Source organism: Duganella paludis, assembly GCF_054461335.1.
The window spans coordinates 4,499,597-4,517,383 of the sequence record NZ_CM136922.1; the positions used below are offsets into that span (position 1 = coordinate 4,499,597).

The following is a 17,787-nucleotide window of genomic DNA, read 5'->3' on the forward strand; positions in this document are numbered from 1 at the left end:
GGAGACGTGCTGTATGAAAATCGGCAACATGACGATTGGCGCCCGCCTGCGCGCCGGATTCGCAACAGTGGTGGTATTGCTCATTGGTGTGACTGCATTGGGGATTGGCAGCATGGCTGCCAATCAGAACCGGATTAACGCCATTACCAAGGTCAATAGTGTCAAGAGCAAGCTGGTCATCACGATGCGAGACACCGTCCACGAGCGCATGGTGGCGCTGCGCAATCTTGCCTTGGTTAACTCGATGACCGACATGCAGCGCGAAATCGATCTTATCGACGCCGGTCGCTTCAAGTATGACGCTGCCGGCGGTCAGCTCGCGCGCATGCTGGCCGATGCTGACGTGGCCTCCGTACCCGAAAAACAGCTACTCGCTGAGATCCGGCGACAAGCTGCTGCCGCAGCCCCATTGATAGCTCGCGCCGCCGAACTTTCCCTGTCCGCTCAAACTGACAGGGTGTTCGAGCTGTTGGTCAATGAACTGTTGCCGGTTCAGTCAGCCTGGATGCAGACGTTGGGCCGCATGGCCGAACTGGAGGAACAACAGAGCACCAAAGCGACGCAGCAAGCGCAGGCGGCTTATGAGGAAGCTCGCCTGACCATGCTGGTTTTGGGCGGCGTCGCAGTGATGGTTGGCATAGCGCTCTCTTTTTTTCTGACGCGCAGTCTGCTATCGCAATTGGGCGGGGAGTTGAGCTATGCGGTGAGCATTGCCGGGCGCATAGCTGCCGGTGAACTCTCTGTGAACATCAATACGCAACCCGATGACCAGAGCAGCCTGCTAGCTGCGATGAGGACCATGCGCGACAATCTCGCCAATATTGTCGGCAACGTTCGTACCAATACTGACCAGATTTCCATCTCCACCTGTGAAATTGCTGCCGGCAATCTGGACTTGTCGCGACGGACAGAGTCTCAGGCCGAATCCCTGCGTCAAACGACTGTATTGATGGAGGAACTGACCAACACTATCAAGCAAAACGCACTTCATGCACACAATGCTCACGGTATGGTGGAGTCAGCGGCGACAGCTGCCAGTCTGGGGGGCGAAGTGGTGGCCAAGGTTGTAGGAACCATGAATTCAATCCACGAATCGGCTGTGAAAATAGTCGATATCATCAGCGTTATCGACGGCATCGCGTTTCAGACCAATATCTTGGCGCTGAACGCCGCAGTGGAGGCTGCCAGGGCAGGTGAGCAGGGGCGTGGTTTTGCAGTGGTAGCGTCGGAAGTGCGCAATTTGGCGCAGCGCTCTGCGGCGGCCGCGAAAGAAATAAAAATGCTGATCGGCGACTCCAGCGAGAAGGTCAATTCCGGCCGCTCGCTGGTGGGGCAGGCAGGAGCAACCATGAGCGATATAGTTGACAGAGTCCAGCGGGTTACTGGTGTTATGGCGGAAATCAGCGCAGCGAGCAATGCCCAACAGGTCAGTATTCAGCACGTCGGTGGCACCATCAATGAAATGGACCAGGTTACCCAGCAAAACGCCGCATTGGTCGAGGAAGCTGCGGCTGCGGCCGCCAGCCTGGAAGAACAGGCCACCCAGCTTTCACATGCGGTGAGTGTGTTCCGCTTGTCCGGGGCGCCAGTGGATTGCACAGAGGTTGTAGTGAGTTTGGTCGGGGCGAGAGGATTCGAACCTCCGGTCTCTACGTCCCGAACGTAGCGCTTTACCGGACTAAGCTACACCCCGACATTGGCGTTAATTACACCAGATTTTTTCGCCGTTTTCAACCGGCGTCGGCCGGGTAGATCACGCCGATCTGGCTGCGTATGGTGTCGAGCAAGGTCATCAGGTCCAGCGACTCGGCGTGGGTCATGCCGGGGCTTTCCAGCAGGCCCTCGCGCAGGCAGCGGCCGGCTTCGATGGCTTCGTGCACGTAGCCGTTACCGAGGTAGGGCGTGGCCACCGTTCGCGTGACGCCGCCGGCCAGCTTCACCGTCAGCGTTTGCGACAGGTGGAACATGCCCTCCATGCGCACGCTGCCCAGCGTGCCCGATACCGTCAGTTCGGACGGCGTGCGTGCGCGCAGCGAGCAGCTGTTGATCGACATGGCGCCGCCCGTATGCTTCATGGTGAAGCTGGTGGTCATGTCGACGCCGCCGTCGCTGAGAATGGCTTGCGCCTGCACCGATTCCACCGGCCCCAGCAATGCGCAGGCGATCGACAGCGGGTAGATGCCGAGGTCGAGCAGCGCGCCGCCGCCCAGCTCGCGCTTGTTGACGCGGTTTTCCGGATCGGTGGAGGCGACGAAGCCGAGGTCCGCATGCACCGAGTTGACCACGCCGATTTCGCCGGAGGCGATGATGCGGCGCACTTCGGCCAGCGCCGGCATGTAGCGCGTCCACATGGCTTCCATCAGGAACAGCTTGCGCTCGCGCGCCAGTGCGACCACTTGTTCCGCTTCGCGCCGGTTCATGGTGAACGGTTTTTCGCACAGCACGGCCTTGCCGCCGCGCAGTGCCAGCATGGCGTTCTCGGCGTGCATCGGATGCGGCGTGCCGATGTAGATGATGTCGATGCCCGGCGCTTCCGCCAGCTCCTGGTAGGAGCCGTAGGCGGCAGGCTGGCCGGCCGTGTCGCCGAATTCGCGGCCGAAGGCGGCCGCGCTTTCCACGCTGCGCGAGCCTACCGCCGCCAGCACCGCGCCGGGTGTGTCCTGCAGCGCCTTGGCGAAGTCGTGGGCGATGCGGCCGGTGCCGAGGATGCCCCAGCGGATGATGTCGGTCATGTGTGTTCCTGAGGTTTAAATGTTGGCGTCGATGTTGAGATGGGCTTTCAGCGCCGCCACCGCCATGGCGTGGTCTTCCCAACCCGGCAGGCCGCTGACGGTGAGGGTGCCGATGCGGCCCTTGCCTTTGATGACGATGGGGAAGGCGCCGCCGTGCGCGGCGAATTCGCGCATGTCCAGGCCGGGCAGGGCGTCGTAGTCACCGCCGGCGTTCTTCACTTCGGTGTGGGTGTAGAAGGAGCTGTGGCCGGTGCGGTTGACCAGGTTGCTCTTGCGGCGGATCCAGTTGGCGTTGTCGGCGTTGGTGCCCGGCATGCCGTGGTAGAACAGCATGGTGCCGTCCTGCGTGACGTTGACCGCCACCGACTTGCCGGCGGCGCGCGCCAGTTCGATGACCTTCATGCCCAGCGCCAGCGCGGTGTCGTTGTTGAAGCTGTCAAATTGCAGCAGCTCTTCCTGGCGGGCCAGCGTGGCCAGTTCGAATTTCGGTTCCATGCTTGCTCCGGTGGTGGTTTTGTTGACGGTCAGCTGGTCCAGCGCGGCCGAGACGTAGACCAGCGGCGCGTTCCAGTTGATGGCGATTTCGTTGCTGGCGTAGCTGCACACGTGGTCCAGGTAAGCGGTGGCGGGCAGCTTGTTCACGTAGTGCACCGGGCAGTCTTTCTCGTCCTGCCGGCCCGGCTGCGGGCCGCCGACCAGGAAGCCCGGCACCGGCGCCTCGATCTTGTCCGCTTCCGATGGGCGGTGGTGCGGATGCAGCGCCGGGCGCGCGCCGATGCCGGTGACGAAGGAGTAGCCGGTGGCGTTGCGGCCCAACACATAGTCGAGGCCCGATTGCGCCGCGCTCAGGTAGTCGGCCTTGCCGTTCAGGCGGTAGCCTTGCAGCAGCATCATGGATTGGTTGAGCGCCACGGCGCTGCTGCCCCAGACGAAGTCCTGCTCCTGCATGGGGACGCGGTAGGCGGAGTCCTTCCAGTTGGCGGCCAGGCTGGCGGCCAGGCCGTCGATGCGGCTGGCGATCAGTTTCTGGTCGGCCGCCGGCGTCAGGTGCGCGCGGTGCTGCGCCAGCGACATCCAGGCCAGGCCGCCGACGTCGCTCCAGTTCGGCGTGGTGGCCGGCAGTTGGTCGGCCTTGATGGCGCGGTAGTAGCTGTCCTTGCCGGTGCTGATGTAGAGCTCGGCGGCGGCCCAGGCGAATTCGTCCTGCAGCTTCTGGTCGCCGTATTCGCCGGTGTGGATGTCGGACGGGTTGCGGAAGGTGGCGCCCGGGTTGGCTTGCGCCCAGTTCCATGCCGATTCGGCGGCCGCCAGCATGCGCGCCGACAGGCCGGGACGCTGCTGTTCGTAGGCCTTGAGCACGCGGCTGGCGGTGGCCATGGTGGCCGCGAAATCGAGCGCGGCGGCGGTGCTTTTCTGCACCACGTAGCGCGGCGTGGGCTTGACCTGGTCCGGCATCTCCATGCCGTCGAAGGATTTGTTGGTCAACTTGTGATAGACGCCGCCGTCTTGCGGGTCTTGCATGGTCAGCATCCAGTCGAGGTTCCACAAGGCTTCGTTGAGGATGTCCGGCAGGCCGTTGCCCGATTCGGGGATGTTGAGGTTCTGCTTGGCGAAGTAGCCGGGGAAGTGTTCCAGCGCGGCCAGCAGGGTGTAGGTCGAGATGCCGGAGTTGACGATGTATTTGTTGTAGTCGCCGGCGTCGTACCAGCCCTTGCCGCTGGCGATCACGCTGCCTTCAGGACGCTGCTTGGAAGCGGCGGAGGCGTGCACCAGCACCTTGTCGTCCATGTGTCCGGCCGGGCGGGCGTAGACGCCGGCGTGTTGCGGCATCAGCGCGATGCTGGCGCGGTTCATGTAGTAGGCCTTGATGGCGGCGGCGTTGAGGTCGCGGTACGGCGTGGCGCGGATGGTGAAACGGTCGGAGACGGTTTTGCCGTCGAGCTTGATGCGGTAGTCGCCGGGCGCGGTCAGCGCCGAGAAGTCCGCCAGCCGCGCGCTTTCGAGCGAGGGCTTCCATACGGCCGGTGCGCTAAGCTTGCCGGTGAAGACGGTCTTGCCGGTGTCCGCGGCCACCACTTCGAAGTCGGTGGCCGCGTTGTCCGTCACCACGGCCTGCTTGGCGGCCTGCGGCGCGAAGCCGACCTGGTTGACGCGGATGGCGGCGGCCTGCGCACCGGAGCCGATGGCGGCAAGCATCAACAGCGCCAGCTTGATCCGCTTGGCGGGCTGGCCGTTGATAGCGGTAACACTGCTTGCTGATTTATGGATGAAAATAGTCAATTTGTCTCCGTATCGTTTTTATGAAAGCGTTTTCATGATACATCAAGCGCCGTTGCGATAATATCTGCGCTCACCTTTTATTTCGGAGTTCCGATGCGTATTCATACCGCCGCCTTGTCCGTCGCCGCCTGCTTTGCCACTTGCGCCAGCGCCGCGCCAACCCCGGTCGCCGTGCAGTGCGGGCAACTGCTGGATACGCAAAGCGGCAAGCTGCTGGGGGCGACTACGGTGCTCATCGATGGCAAGCGCATCACGCAGGTGATCGCCGGCCGCCAGGCGCCCGCCGGCGCCACCGTGATCGACCTGGCCGGCCAGACCTGCCTGCCGGGCCTGATCGACAGCCACACCCACCTGACCAGCCAGACCAGCGCCACCGGCTATTCCGACCAGTTCCGCTGGAACGTCGCCGACTACGCCATCCGCTCCACCAACTACGCGCGCGTGACGCTGCTGGCCGGCTTCACTACGGTGCGCAACCTGGGCGACATCGCCAACACCTCGATCGCGCTGCGCAACGCCATCAACGCCGGCGTGGTGCCCGGCCCGCGCATCTTCACCGCCGGCAAGGCGGTTGGTTCCACCGGCGGCCACGCCGACGATTCGGACGGCTACCGCGCCGACCTGATGGCCGACTACGGCGCCAAGGACGGCATCATCAATAGCGCCGCCGATGCGTGGAAGACGGTGCGCCAGCATTACAAGGATGGCGCGGACCTGATCAAGATCATGCCGTCCGGCGGCGTGCTCGATGAGAGCAAGAGCGCCGACAACGCGCAGATGACGATCGAGGAAATCAAGGCCGTGGTGGCCGCCGCGCGCGACTACGAAATGACGGTGGCGGCGCACGCGCACGGCGCCGAAGCGATCCGCCGCGCCGTCATCGGCGGCGTCGATTCGATCGAGCATGGCACCTACATGAACGAAGAGGACATGAAGCTGATGAAGGAGCACGGCACCTTCTACGTGCCGACCATCATCGCCGGCAAGTATGTCGAGGCCAAGGCCAAGGTGCCGGGTTACTTCCCGCCGCAGGTGGCGTTGAAGGCGGCCGCCATCGGCCCGCTGATCCAAGGCACGGCCGGCCGCGCCTACAAGGCCGGCGTGAAGATCGCCTTCGGCACCGACTCCGCCGTCTATCCGCACGGCGACAACGCCAAGGAATTCGGCTACATGGTGGAGGCGGGCATGCCGCCGCTGGCCGCGATCCAGGCCGCCACCACGCAGGCCGCCGCGCTGCTCAAGCAGGAGAAGGACCTGGGCAGCATCAGCGTCGGCAAGTTCGCCGACCTGGTGGCGGTGCCGGGCAATCCGCTGGCCGATATCAACCTGATGACCAAGGTCAGCTTCGTCATGAAGGAAGGTGTGGTCTACAAGCAGGCGGACCAGGCGCTGCCGTTCGTCGCCAGCGCCGATGAGCGCATGGCGCCGAAGGATGTCGACTACGGTCTGTGACCTGGCGCTTCAACTAGTTGTGGCTTGATACCAACGTCTTGGCAAAGTTCTTGCTTTGTTAAAAGATTAATATGGTTATTATAAGCAACTAGCCCGGAATGCATCATTCTGGGGCGCCAAGGAGAAGACCGCACATGGATATGCCACGCAAACTCATCGCCACCGCCGTCCTGGCGGCCTTCAGCGCCCCATTGTGGGCACAGCAGGCGCAGTCCTCGGACGAAATCGAGATCGTCAAGGTGACCGCGCAAAAGCGCAAGGAAGACCCGGCCAAGGTGGCGATGAGCATCAGCGCGGTGACCGGCGTGCAGCTGCAGGCCGAGCATGTGCGCGACATCACCGACCTCACGCGCGTGGTGCCGAATATCTCCTTCACCGCCGCCAGCGGCAACGGCGGCGCCGGGCCGGGCACCTCCAACGTGGAGATACGCGGCATCAGCTCCACGGCCGGTGCGGCCACGGTGGGCATCTACCTTGGCGACACGCCGGTCACCGTGGGCAACGTCTACACCATGGGGAATATTGAGCCCCGCTTCTTCGACATCGACCGGGTGGAAGTGCTGCGCGGGCCGCAGGCCACCTTGTACGGCGCCAGCTCCATGGGCGGCACCATCAAGTTCGTGCCGAACGAGCCGGATCTGAAGGAGCGCGAATTCACCACCTACACCGAGGGCTCCAACACCAAGGGCGGCAGCGCGAACTATGCAGCCAATGTGGTGGCCAACATCCCGCTGATCGCCGACGAACTGGCGCTGCGCATCGGCGTGCAGGCGCAGCACACGGGCGGCTACATCAACCAGGTGGACGGCGATGGCAAGACCATTGCGAACGACATCAACAAGATCAGCGACCAGGAATTCCGCGCCGCGCTGAAATGGAAGCCGACGCGCGCGCTGACCATCACGCCGTCCGTGTATTACCAGCGCATCGACGCCAAGGACATCGCGGCCTTCAACCTGGAGCTGCCGACCTACCAGGCGCAGAAGCAGGTGCGCGAGCCGTCGATTGATAAACTGCTGGCGCCGAGCGTGACCATCAACTGGGACCTGGGCGACTTCGACCTGACCTCGGCCACCAGCTACTTCCAGCGCAAGTTCGACCGCACGCAGAACGGTTCGGCCTACAACAGCTATTCGCTGTCGACCTTCCTGACCTCGACCGACGATGGCGGCAAGGCGCCGCCGGAGCTGATCGAAGCGATCGCCGGCCTGCCGTCGGCCGTGTACCTGAACAACCAGGTGCGGCAGGTATCGCAGGAATTCCGCCTGGCTTCGCGTCCGTATGACGAGAAGGTGTCGCCGTGGACCTGGCTGGCGGGCGTCTACGTCTCGCGCCAGCACACCAACATCATCGAGAACGATCCGATCTTCGGCGTGACCGACGTGTTCAAGCAGTTCGGCTTCGACATCGCCGACCCGGAGCTGCTGCCGGATGCGCGGCCCGGCCAATTCCCGAACGATAACTCGTTCGCCGGCGCTTTCCACTACCGTGAAAAGCAGGCCTCGGTGTTCGGCGAATTAAATTACTACTTCTCGCCGACGGTGCACGCCACGGTGGGTGCGCGCTACCTGAAGGCCAACACCACGCTGGAGCAACGCAACGGCAACTACCTGGCCGGCGCCGGCAACAACAGCAGCGCCGAGACTTCCTCCAGCGCCTTCACGCCGAAGTACGCGCTGACGTGGGAAGTGAGTCCCACCAACACCGTCTACACCAGCGTGGCCAAAGGCTTCCGCCTGGGCGGCGCCAACATCTACGTGCCGACCAGCACCTGCGGCCAGGACCTGGAAGCGAACGGCATCGAAGCGGGGCCGCCGTCGTATTCGCCGGACAGTTTGTGGAGCTATGAAGTGGGCAGCAAATCGCGCTTCCTGAACAACCGCGTGACGCTGAACGCCGACGTGTTTTACGTGAAGTGGAAAAACATCCAGCAGGGCGTGTACCTGCCGACCTGCGCCTACACCTACAACGCCAACGCGGGCGACGCCACCACGCGCGGCTTCGAGTTCGACATCAAGGCCAAGCCGCTGCCGGGCCTGACCTTGAGCGCATCGGGCGGCTATGTGAAGGCGGAGCTGTCGAACGACGCCGGCATCGAGAACGGCGTGGTGGGCGCGGTGGCCGGTGCGCAGATCCAGGGCGTGCCGAAATATAACGCGGCGGTCAACGCCACCTACAACTTCTCGGCGTGGGAGCGGCCGGCGTTCGTGATGGCGGGCATGCAGTGGGTAGGCTCCAGCAAAGGCTCGCTGGACCCGGAGCAGACCGACCATGATCGTCCGTCCTACCATACGGTCAACCTGAGCGGCGGCATGACCTTCGGCAGCTACGCCTTCACCGTGTTCGTAAAGAACGCGCTGGACGACGACACCATCATCCAGCACCCGCAGGTGGCGTCCATCGTGCAGGGATACCGGCTGGCGCCGCGCAGCATCGGCGTGAGCTTGGCGACCAAGTTTTAAGCGATAATGCTGCCTTTGGAATTCAGTGCAAGGGCGGCATCATGAGCATCACCATCTATCACAACACGGCCTGCGGCACCTCGCGCAAAACGCTGGAAGCGATCCGCGCGACTGGCGTGGAGCCGGAGATCATCGACTACGTCAAGAACCCGCCGTCGCGCGCGGTGTTGAAGGACTTGATCGCCAAGGCCGGCCTGAGCGTGCGCCAGGCCATGCGCAACAAGGGTGATCTGTATGTGGAGCTGGGATTGGCGGACCAAGCGCTGTCGGACGACGCGCTGCTGGACGCCATGACGGCGCATCCGATCCTGATCGAGCGTCCGCTGGTGGTCACGGCCAAAGGCGTGCGCCTGTGTCGTCCATCGGAGCTGGTGCTGGAGATCCTGTAACCCCGCGACCGTCGTTCCCGCGAAAGCGGGAACCCATAGCATGTGTGCTTCACAGATGCTGTGCATGGATTCCCGCTTTCGCGGGAATGACGGCGGTGACGTTAGTGGTTGCGGTGGACCGAGAAGTGGGCCAGTTGCAGCAGCGATTCTTTGTAGACGCTGTCCGGCAGGTCGGCGATGGCTTCCGAGGCGCGCTTGGCGGCGATGACAGCTTGCTCGCGCGTGTAGTCCAGCGCGCCGCTGCTGGTGATGGCGGCCAGGATGGTGTCGAAGTGCTGCTCGTCGCCCTGTTCGATGCACGAACGTACCAGCTCGCGCTGTTCGGCTGTGCCGTTTTCCATCAGGTAGATCAGCGGCAGGGTAGGCTTGCCTTCGCGCAGGTCGTCGCCGACGTTCTTGCCGATTTCGCTGGCGTCGCCGGCGTAGTCGAGCACATCGTCGATCAGCTGGAACGCCGTGCCCAGCGAGCGGCCGTATTCGCCGGCCGCCGCGATTTGCGTGTCATTCGCACCGGCCACCAGCGCGCCCAACTCGGCCGCCGCTTCGAACAGCTTGGCGGTTTTCGAGCGGATCACTTGCAGGTAGCGTTCTTGCGTTACGTCCGGGTCGTGCATGTTCAGCAGTTGCAGCACTTCGCCTTCGGCGATGACGTTGGTGGCGTCCGACAGGATCTGCATCACGCGCATATTGTTCAGGCCGACCATCATCTGGAAGGCGCGCGAGTACAGGAAGTCGCCGACCAGTACCGACGCGGCATTACCGAACAAGGCGTTGGCCGTGGCGCGGCCACGGCGCAGCGACGATTCGTCCACCACGTCGTCATGCAGCAGTGTGGCGGTGTGGATGAATTCCACCACCGCCGCGAGCTCGTGATGGGCCGCGCCCTTATAAGAGTAGGCATTGGCCACCAGCAGCACCAGCACTGGACGGATACGTTTGCCGCCCGCACTGATGATGTATTCGGCAATCTGATGGACCAGGCTCACCTCGGAATGCAGGCGTTGGCGGATCACCGCGTTGACCGCGTCCATATCGGCGGCGATGGTCTGGGTGATGTTGTTTTGGGTGGCGTTTTGGGTAGCGGCAGACAAGGCGAACCTGTGCAGTTAGACTATTGGTGGCAGGATTATACGCCATGGCCCCGCCCACAGGGGCGTAGACCCGCGTTTCGCGCAAGAGAATTGATTTATTACTAACCATCAATGCTTCAGCCAGGGGCAAAATTGTTTGACATACCACGCCCTCCCGCTTTTGTGAATACTTTTTGACGCAAATTCGCATCTTGTGTATAATCTGCGGTTCCCCTGTTTTCGGGGAATTTTCTTAACATTTTAAGAGGTTTCAAATCATGTACGCGGTCATAAAAACCGGTGGCAAACAATACAAAGTTGTCGCTGGCGAAAAACTCAAAATAGAACAGATACCGGCAGACATTGGTTCCGAACTCACTATCGATCAGGTCCTCGCCGTTGGCGAAGGCGAGAGCATCAAGTTTGGCGCTCCGCTGGTTGAAGGTGCTAAGGTACTGGTTACTGTTGTGGCACACGGTCGTCACGATAAGGTGAAGATTTTCAAGATGCGTCGTCGTAAGCACTACCAGAAGCATCAGGGCCATCGCCAGAATTACACCGAAATCCAAATCGTTTCGATCAACGGCTAATCCCCGGTTCGACACAATCCTAGTATTCAAGGAGCTTTAGCATGGCACACAAAAAAGGCGGCGGCACAACGCGAAATGGTCGTGACTCAGAATCAAAACGCCTGGGCGTTAAGGTTTACGGCGGTCAAACGATCAATGCAGGCGGCATCATCATTCGTCAACGCGGCACTCCAGTGCGCGCCGGCGAAGGTGTAGGCACCGGCAAAGACCACACCCTGTTCGCTCTGGTGAACGGCGTGGTTAAGTTCGTTAAAAAAGGTGAAGGCTCGAAACAGTTCGTCACCGTAGTAGCAGCAGCGTAAATTACGCTCCGGCCTCGTCAAGAGGCCGTTTGTAAGGCGCAAGCCTTCAATCGAAAGGCTCTGCCCATAGGTAGAGCCTTTTAGTTTTATGGCGGTACATCATGAAGTTTATCGACGAAGCAAAAATTGAAGTAATCGGTGGTGACGGCGGCAATGGCTGCTCGTCGTTTTGCCGTGAAAAATTCCGCCCGTTCGGCGGCCCTGACGGCGGCGACGGCGGCAAGGGTGGCTCGATCTGGGCCGTAGCGGACCGTAACATCAATACCTTGGTCGATTTCCGCTTCTCGAAAGTCCATCGCGGCGGCAACGGCGAAGCCGGCCGTGGCGCCGACTGCTATGGCCGCGGCGCCGACGACATGCATCTGCGCATGCCGCTGGGCACCCTGATCATCGATGACGTCTCCGGCGAAATCCTGGCCGACTTGAGCGAGCACGGTCAGATGGAACTGCTGGCCAAGGGCGGCGAAGGCGGCTGGGGTAACATCCACTTCAAGACCTCGACCAACCGCGCCCCGCGTCAAAAGACCCCGGGCAAAGAAGGCGAACAGCGCACGCTGCGCCTGGAGCTGAAGGTGCTGGCCGATGTGGGCCTGCTGGGCATGCCGAACGCCGGCAAGTCGACCTTCATCAGCGCCGTGTCGAACGCGCGCCCGAAGATCGCCGATTACCCGTTCACCACCTTGCACCCGAACCTGGGCGTGGTCCGCGTGTCGCACGAGAAGAGCTTTGTGATCGCCGACATTCCCGGCTTGATCGAAGGCGCCGCCGAAGGTGCTGGCCTGGGTCACCAGTTCCTGCGCCACCTGTCGCGCACCGGCCTGCTGCTGCACATCGTCGACCTGGCGCCGTTCGAAGCCACCGTCGATCCGGTCAAGGAAGCCAAGGCCCTGGTCAATGAACTGAAGAAGTACGACGAAGAGCTGGTCGACAAGCCACGCTGGCTGGTGCTCAATAAACTGGACATGGTTCCGGAAGAAGAGCGCGCCAAGAAGGTCAAGGACTTCATCAAGAAGTTCGGCTTCAAGGGTCCGGTGTTCGAGATCTCCGCGCTGAGCCACGACGGCACGCAGGAGCTGGTCAACGCCATCCAGAAGCACCTGGAAGAAACGCGCCACACCGAGCAGCGCGCGGAAGAAACCCAGATGACCGAAGAAGCGCGCGGCATTTCGTCCATCGATCCGGACGATCCTCGCTTCAAGATCCTCGACTAAACACTCGACGGATCGCCTGCATCACCGGCATAATCAGTTATCAGCTGATTATGTCTTTCCATCTCGGCGCCCGTCCCGCTCATCGCGGGGCCGGCGACTGTTAGCGGCAAAGCAGGGCAACCAGCCCGCCAAATCACAGCATATTTTTTTACGCTTGTTTTGAAGATTGTCGCCGCCATGAATTCCGTCATACAAAAATCACACCGCATCATCATCAAGGTTGGATCGTCGCTGGTCACCAATGATGGACGCGGTCTCGATCACGCCGCCATCGCGCGCTGGGCCGCGCAGATCGCCGGCTTGCGCGCCTTGGGCAAGCAGGTGGTGCTGGTGTCGTCCGGCGCCATCGCCGAAGGCATGCTACGCCTGGGCTTCGAGCAGCGCCCCACCGATATCCATGAACTGCAGGCCTGCGCCGCCGTGGGCCAGATGGGTCTTGCGCAGATCTACGAAACCAGCTTCCGCGCGCACCAGTTGGGCACCGCGCAGGTCTTGCTGACGCACGCCGACCTGGCGGACCGCGAGCGCTATCTGAATGCGCGTTCGACGCTCACCACCTTGCTGCGCTTGGGGATCGTCCCCATCATCAACGAGAACGATACGGTGGTCACCGATGAAATCAAGTTCGGCGATAACGACACGCTGGGCGCGCTGGTGGCGAATCTGATCGAGGCCGATGCCTTGATTATTCTCACCGACCAGAAGGGCTTGTTCAGCGCCGATCCGCGCAAGGATCCGTCGGCGGTGCTGATCCAGCATGGCCGCGCGGGCGATGCTGCGCTGGAGGCGATGGCCGGCGGCGCCGGCAGCAGCCTGGGTCGCGGCGGCATGCTGACCAAGATCCTGGCGGCCAAGCGCGCAGCCAAGTCGGGTGCGCATACGGTGATTGCTTATGGACGCGAGGATGAAGTGTTGGCGCGCCTGGCCAGTGGTGAGTTGATCGGCACGGAACTGGCGGCGCAGACCGGCCATCTGACGGCGCGCAAGCAGTGGATGGCGGATCATTTGCACACGGCGGGGCAGGTGGTGCTGGATGCGGGCGCGGTGCAGAAGCTGACCGGGGATGGCAAGTCGCTGCTGCCGATCGGGGTGGTGGAGGTGAAGGGTGAGTTCGGGCGCGGTGCGGTTATCACCTGCGTCAATGCGGAGGGGCAGGCGGTGGCGCGCGGGCTGTCGAATTACACCAGTGCCGAAACCCGCCGCATCATGCGCAAACCTTCAAGCGAGATCGAGTCCATCCTCGGCTTCGTTGAAGGCAAGGAGCTGATCCACCGCGATAATCTGGTGTTGGTCTAGAACCGGGGCCAGTTCTGCCATTGGTACATGAGCTCGTGTGCGATTGGCAGAACTGACCCCGGTTTAGGCGCCTGCTGGCGCGGCTGTTTTGGCGCGATAGTCGCACAGGTCGATTTGCATGCAGTTCCAGCATTCGGGTTTGCGGGCTTTGCAGGTGTAGCGGCCATGCAGGATCAGCCAGTGATGCGCGTCGTGCAAAAACTCCTTCGGCACGAACTTGAGCAGCTTCTGTTCGACGATATCCACATTCTTCCCCGGCGCCAGGCCGGTGCGGTTGGAGACGCGGAAGATGTGCGTGTCCACCGCCATCGTCGGCTGGCCGAAGGCCGTGTTCAATACCACGTTGGCGGTCTTGCGGCCCACGCCCGGCAAGGCTTCCAGCGACTCGCGGTCCTGCGGCACTTCGCCGCCATGCAGCTCCACCAGCATCTTGCAGGTGGCGATGACGTTCTTGCCCTTGGTCTTGTACAGGCCAATGGTTTGGATGTAGGTCTTCAGTTCCTCTTCGCCCAGATCCAATATCGCCTGCGGCGTGTTCGCCACCGGGTACAGCTTGCGCGTGGCCTTGTTCACGCCGACGTCGGTCGCTTGCGCTGATAGCAGCACCGCGATCAGCAGTTCGAACGGCGTGGTGTATTCAAGTTCGGTAACGGGTTTCGGATTGGCGGCGCGGAAGCGCACAAACATTTCGTAGCGTTTGGCTGCGTTCATTGACTGTCTTGTTCCTTTTTGATCCGCGCGCGCTCCATGGCGGCGGCGATGATGGCGCGCTTGCGCTCGAGCGCCGCTGCCGATTCGGCGTCGGCCGGATCGATGGCCTGCACGGCCGCCATCTTGGCTTCGGCCTTGGCGGCCAGGCGTGCATCGTTTTCCTGTTTTTCGCGTTTCAAGCGCATGGCGCGGAAGTCGTGGCGTTCGCGCGCCGCATCGGCGTCGGCCTGCGTCCACGCATCCCAGCCTGTGGTTTCCGTGATCGGGTACATGACGATGCAGTCGACCGGGCAGGGCGCCACGCACAGGTCGCAGCCTGTGCACAGCGACGGCACCACCGTGTGCATCAACTTGGCCGCGCCGACGATGGCGTCCACCGGGCAGGCTTGGATGCAGAGCGTGCAGCCGATGCACAAGGATTCGTCGATGTAGGCCACCGCGCGCGGGCGCTCCAGGCCGTTGACCGGGTTGAGCGGGATGACCTTGTGGCCGGTGACCGCCGACAGCCTGGCGATGCCTTCAGCGCCGCCGGGAGGGCATTGGTTGATCGCGGCCGCGCCGGAGGCGATCGCTTCCGCATACGGACGGCAGCCGTCAAAGCCGCACTTGGTGCATTGCGTTTGCGGCAGGACGTCTTCGATGCGGTCGGCGAGGGATTTGGAGGTGGGCACGGCTAGGCGGAGGGCTATAAAACGCCATTATAGTAGCTTCCTGTGCGCTGAGGCGGCCAAGGCCGCCTCACGGCCACATGGAAGATCAGCCGTGTTTCTTGATGAAGTCGGTGATCTTCGGACACACGATCTCGCGCCAGCGGCGGCCCGAGAAGATGCCGTAGTGGCCGGCGCCCGGCGTCACGTAGTCCTGCTGCATATCGGCCGGAATGCCGCTGCACAGGTCGTGCGCGGCCTGGGTCTGGCCGGCGCCAGAGATGTCGTCCAGCTCGCCTTCAACGGTGAACAGGGCCACGGTCTTGATGTCCTGCGGGCGCACCAGCTTGCCGCCTACCATCCATTCGCCCTTCGGCAGCGCGAAGTCCTGGAACACGGTCTTGATGGTGTCCAGATAGTATTCGGCCGGCATGTCGAGCACGGCGTTGTATTCGTCGTAGAACTTGCGGTGCGATTCGGCCGTTTCCTCGTCGCCTTCCACCAAGTGGTTGTAGAAGTCGCGGTGGCTTTGCGCGTGGCGGCCCGGGTTCATGGCGATGAAGCCGGCGTGCTGCAGGAAGCCTGGATAGACCTTGCGGCCGAAGCCCGGATAGTTGGCCGGCACCGAGTAGATCACGGTGTTTTCAAACCACGAGAATTTCTTTTCGGTGGCCAGGTCGTTCACCTGCGTCGGCGAGCGGCGCGGGTCGATCGGGCCGCCCATCATGGTCATGGTCTTCGGCAGTTTGGGATCGTTTTCAGACGCCATCAGCGAAATCGCCGCCAGCACCGGTACGGTCGGCTGGCATACCGAGATCACGTGGACGTCCGGACCCAGCTGGCGGATGAAGTCCTGCACGTAGAAGATGTAGTCGTCCAGGTGGAAGGCGCCTTCCGACAGCGGCACCATGCGGGCGTCGGTCCAGTCGGTGATGAAGACGTCGTGCTCGACCAGCAGGCCGCGCACGGTGTCGCGCAGCAGCGTCGAGTGGTGGCCGGACAGCGGCGCGACCAGCAGCACGGTCGGTTGTTTGAGTGCCTTGAACTTTTTGTCGTCCAGGTCTTTCTTGAAATGGATCAGGCGGCAGAACGGCTTGTTGATCGCCACGTGCTCGATGATGCCGACCGTTTCGCCTTTGAGGTCGACGCTGTCGATTTCAAACGCCGGTTTCTCGTAGTCCTTGCCCAATCGGTACATCAGCTCGTATCCGGCGGCGATGCGCTGCGAGAACGGTGTGTGCGCCAGCGGCGACACAGGATTGGTGAACAGCTTGGAGGAGGCGTCCGCCCATTGCATCAGGGGCGTCAGCAGCGAACGCTGCATTTCATGAAGGTGGTAGAGCATAGGGCAGTCCCGATCGGTGAGCTTGGTGCGATGCACCAATAACTATCATCATAAGCCAAATTATAAGGGCTGTGTTTTTGACGTAACGCATAATCTTATGCTGAGCTGCAAGACCAGGCGGCTGTCTACGTGAAATCCACAAGCAATCTTGTTATAAAGAGTAATACTTTTTCTGGAATAAAAAAAGCAGCCTGAAGGCTGCTTTCTTGTAGGACAGTAGCTTGTTGCGTTCTTAATCGAACACAGGCGTCTCAACACCCAGCACCTTGTGCAGTTTCGGCGAGGTGGTGGTGTACTGCATGTGGATCTTCTTGTCCGGGAAGATGTAGGGCGCGGCGCCGAAGGCGGCCAGCGCGGCTTCGTGGAAGCCCGACAGGATCAACTTTTTCTTGCCCGGATAGGTGTTGATGTCGCCCACCGCGAAGATGCCCGGGACGTTGGTCTCGAACTTCTCGGTGTTCTGCACTTTCAGCTGGCGGCGCTCGATGTCCAGGCCCCACTCGGCGATCGGGCCGAGTTTCGGCGACAGGCCGAAGAACACCAGCAGCATGTCCAGCGGTACGCGGCGGGTGACGCCGTCGGCGCCGGTCACCTTCAGGTGGTTCAGCACGCCGGCTTCATCGGCTTCGTAGCCGGTGGCCTGGCCGATGATCAGCTGCATTTCGTAGTCGTCGCACAGGGCTTTCATCTTGGCGACCGACGCCGGCGCGGCGCGGAAGTCCTCGCGGCGGTGCAGCAGCACCACCGATTCGGCCTTGCCGACGAAGTTCAGGGCCCAGTCCAGGGCGGAGTCGCCGCCGCCGCAGATGACCAGGTTCTTGCCTTCGAACTGCGCAGGGTCCTTGACCTTGTAGTGCAGCTGCGAGCCTTCGAACACTTCGATGCCGTCGACCTTCAGGGTGCGTGCCTGGAACGAACCGACGCCGGCAGCGATGAAGATGGTCTTGGTGATGAACTGCGTGCCCAGCGTGGTTTCGACGTCGAAGCGGCCGTCGTCGCGGCGCTCGACCTTGGTCACTTCCTGACCCAGGTGGAAAGTCGGCTCGAACGGTTCGATCTGTTTCAGCAGGTTGTCGGTCAGTTCCTGGCCGGTGCACGACGGCACGGCCGGGATGTCGTAGATCGGTTTGTCAGGATACAGTTCCACGCACTGTCCACCCACGGCGTTCAGCGAATCGATCACATGGGCCTTGATTTCCAGCAGGCCGAGTTCGAAGACCTGGAACAAGCCGACCGGGCCGGCGCCAATGATGACGGCATCGGCTTCGATGACGCCAGTAGGTGTTACGGTGCTATTCAT

At 62.1% G+C, this 17,787-nt stretch carries 15 protein-coding genes and 1 tRNA gene; 8 read left to right on the plus strand and 8 right to left on the minus strand.

Annotated elements, in window-relative coordinates; genetic code table 11:
- Positions 1 to 28 precede the first annotated feature (28 nt).
- Positions 29 to 1,666, plus strand: a complete 1,638-nt coding sequence (locus tag ACXZ1M_RS19840) for a methyl-accepting chemotaxis protein (RefSeq protein WP_459054048.1) — start codon at positions 29 to 31, stop codon at positions 1,664 to 1,666.
- On the opposite strand, the gene ACXZ1M_RS19845 is transcribed toward ACXZ1M_RS19840, so the two are convergent.
- From ACXZ1M_RS19845 to ACXZ1M_RS19855, 3 genes are all read right to left on the minus strand, one after another.
- Positions 1,617 to 1,693: transfer RNA gene (locus ACXZ1M_RS19845), tRNA-Pro, on the minus strand. The two genes, ACXZ1M_RS19840 and ACXZ1M_RS19845, sit on opposite strands and share 50 nt — an antisense overlap.
- Before the next feature lie 37 nt (positions 1,694 to 1,730).
- Positions 1,731 to 2,732 carry a Gfo/Idh/MocA family protein gene (locus ACXZ1M_RS19850; RefSeq protein WP_459049363.1) on the minus strand — a complete coding sequence of 334 codons (1,002 nt, stop codon included), beginning with the start codon at positions 2,730 to 2,732 and terminating at the stop codon, positions 1,731 to 1,733.
- Positions 2,733 to 2,747: 15 nt separating this feature from the next.
- Entirely contained in the window at positions 2,748 to 5,012 is a 2,265-nt protein-coding gene (locus tag ACXZ1M_RS19855) for a heme-degrading domain-containing protein (RefSeq protein ID WP_459049364.1), read from the minus strand.
- A 93-nt stretch (positions 5,013 to 5,105) separates the two neighbouring features.
- Between ACXZ1M_RS19855 and ACXZ1M_RS19860 the strand changes: the two genes are divergently transcribed.
- The 3 genes from ACXZ1M_RS19860 to arsC all read left to right on the plus strand — a co-directional run bounded on the left by ACXZ1M_RS19860 (position 5,106) and on the right by arsC (position 9,315).
- On the plus strand, positions 5,106 to 6,464 hold the full coding sequence (locus tag ACXZ1M_RS19860) for a metal-dependent hydrolase family protein (RefSeq protein WP_459049365.1): 1,359 nt from the start codon (positions 5,106 to 5,108) through the stop codon (positions 6,462 to 6,464).
- A gap of 134 nt (positions 6,465 to 6,598) precedes the next feature.
- Positions 6,599 to 8,926: a TonB-dependent receptor gene (locus ACXZ1M_RS19865; protein ID WP_459049366.1), complete on the plus strand. Its 2,328-nt coding sequence runs from the start codon at positions 6,599 to 6,601 to the stop codon at positions 8,924 to 8,926.
- Between the two features lie 41 nt (positions 8,927 to 8,967).
- Entirely contained in the window at positions 8,968 to 9,315 is a 348-nt protein-coding gene (gene arsC / locus ACXZ1M_RS19870) for an arsenate reductase (glutaredoxin) (RefSeq protein WP_459049367.1), read from the plus strand.
- Positions 9,316 to 9,416: 101 nt separating this feature from the next.
- Here the strand turns inward: arsC and ispB are convergent, their stop codons facing one another.
- Positions 9,417 to 10,406 carry an octaprenyl diphosphate synthase gene (gene ispB / locus ACXZ1M_RS19875; RefSeq protein WP_459049368.1) on the minus strand — a complete coding sequence of 330 codons (990 nt, stop codon included), beginning with the start codon at positions 10,404 to 10,406 and terminating at the stop codon, positions 9,417 to 9,419.
- A 257-nt stretch (positions 10,407 to 10,663) separates the two neighbouring features.
- Here ispB and rplU point away from each other — a divergent pair, with 257 nt between their 5' ends.
- From rplU to proB, 4 genes are all read left to right on the plus strand, one after another.
- A complete protein-coding gene (rplU, locus tag ACXZ1M_RS19880) occupies positions 10,664 to 10,975 on the plus strand; it encodes a 50S ribosomal protein L21 (protein WP_459049369.1) in 312 nt (103 codons plus the stop codon).
- A gap of 41 nt (positions 10,976 to 11,016) precedes the next feature.
- Entirely contained in the window at positions 11,017 to 11,277 is a 261-nt protein-coding gene (gene rpmA, locus ACXZ1M_RS19885; protein ID WP_110847107.1) for a 50S ribosomal protein L27, read from the plus strand.
- A 101-nt stretch (positions 11,278 to 11,378) separates the two neighbouring features.
- Entirely contained in the window at positions 11,379 to 12,488 is a 1,110-nt protein-coding gene (gene obgE, locus ACXZ1M_RS19890; RefSeq protein WP_459049370.1) for a GTPase ObgE, read from the plus strand.
- Between the two features lie 177 nt (positions 12,489 to 12,665).
- Positions 12,666 to 13,784 (plus strand): glutamate 5-kinase, encoded by a 1,119-nt coding sequence (gene proB / locus ACXZ1M_RS19895; RefSeq protein WP_459049371.1) that lies wholly within the window; start codon positions 12,666 to 12,668, stop codon positions 13,782 to 13,784.
- A gap of 63 nt (positions 13,785 to 13,847) precedes the next feature.
- Here the strand turns inward: proB and nth are convergent, their stop codons facing one another.
- The 4 genes from nth to ACXZ1M_RS19915 form a co-directional block, all read right to left on the minus strand.
- Entirely contained in the window at positions 13,848 to 14,495 is a 648-nt protein-coding gene (nth, locus tag ACXZ1M_RS19900; protein ID WP_459049372.1) for an endonuclease III, read from the minus strand.
- A complete protein-coding gene (gene rsxB, locus ACXZ1M_RS19905; RefSeq protein WP_459054049.1) occupies positions 14,492 to 15,184 on the minus strand; it encodes an electron transport complex subunit RsxB in 693 nt (230 codons plus the stop codon). The genes nth and rsxB overlap by 4 nt, the downstream gene beginning before the upstream one ends.
- A 67-nt stretch (positions 15,185 to 15,251) precedes the next feature.
- Positions 15,252 to 16,487 carry a polyhydroxyalkanoate depolymerase gene (locus ACXZ1M_RS19910; RefSeq protein WP_459049373.1) on the minus strand — a complete coding sequence of 412 codons (1,236 nt, stop codon included), beginning with the start codon at positions 16,485 to 16,487 and terminating at the stop codon, positions 15,252 to 15,254.
- A 232-nt stretch (positions 16,488 to 16,719) separates the two neighbouring features.
- Positions 16,720 to 17,787 carry an NAD(P)/FAD-dependent oxidoreductase gene (locus ACXZ1M_RS19915; protein WP_373990829.1) on the minus strand — a complete coding sequence of 356 codons (1,068 nt, stop codon included), beginning with the start codon at positions 17,785 to 17,787 and terminating at the stop codon, positions 16,720 to 16,722.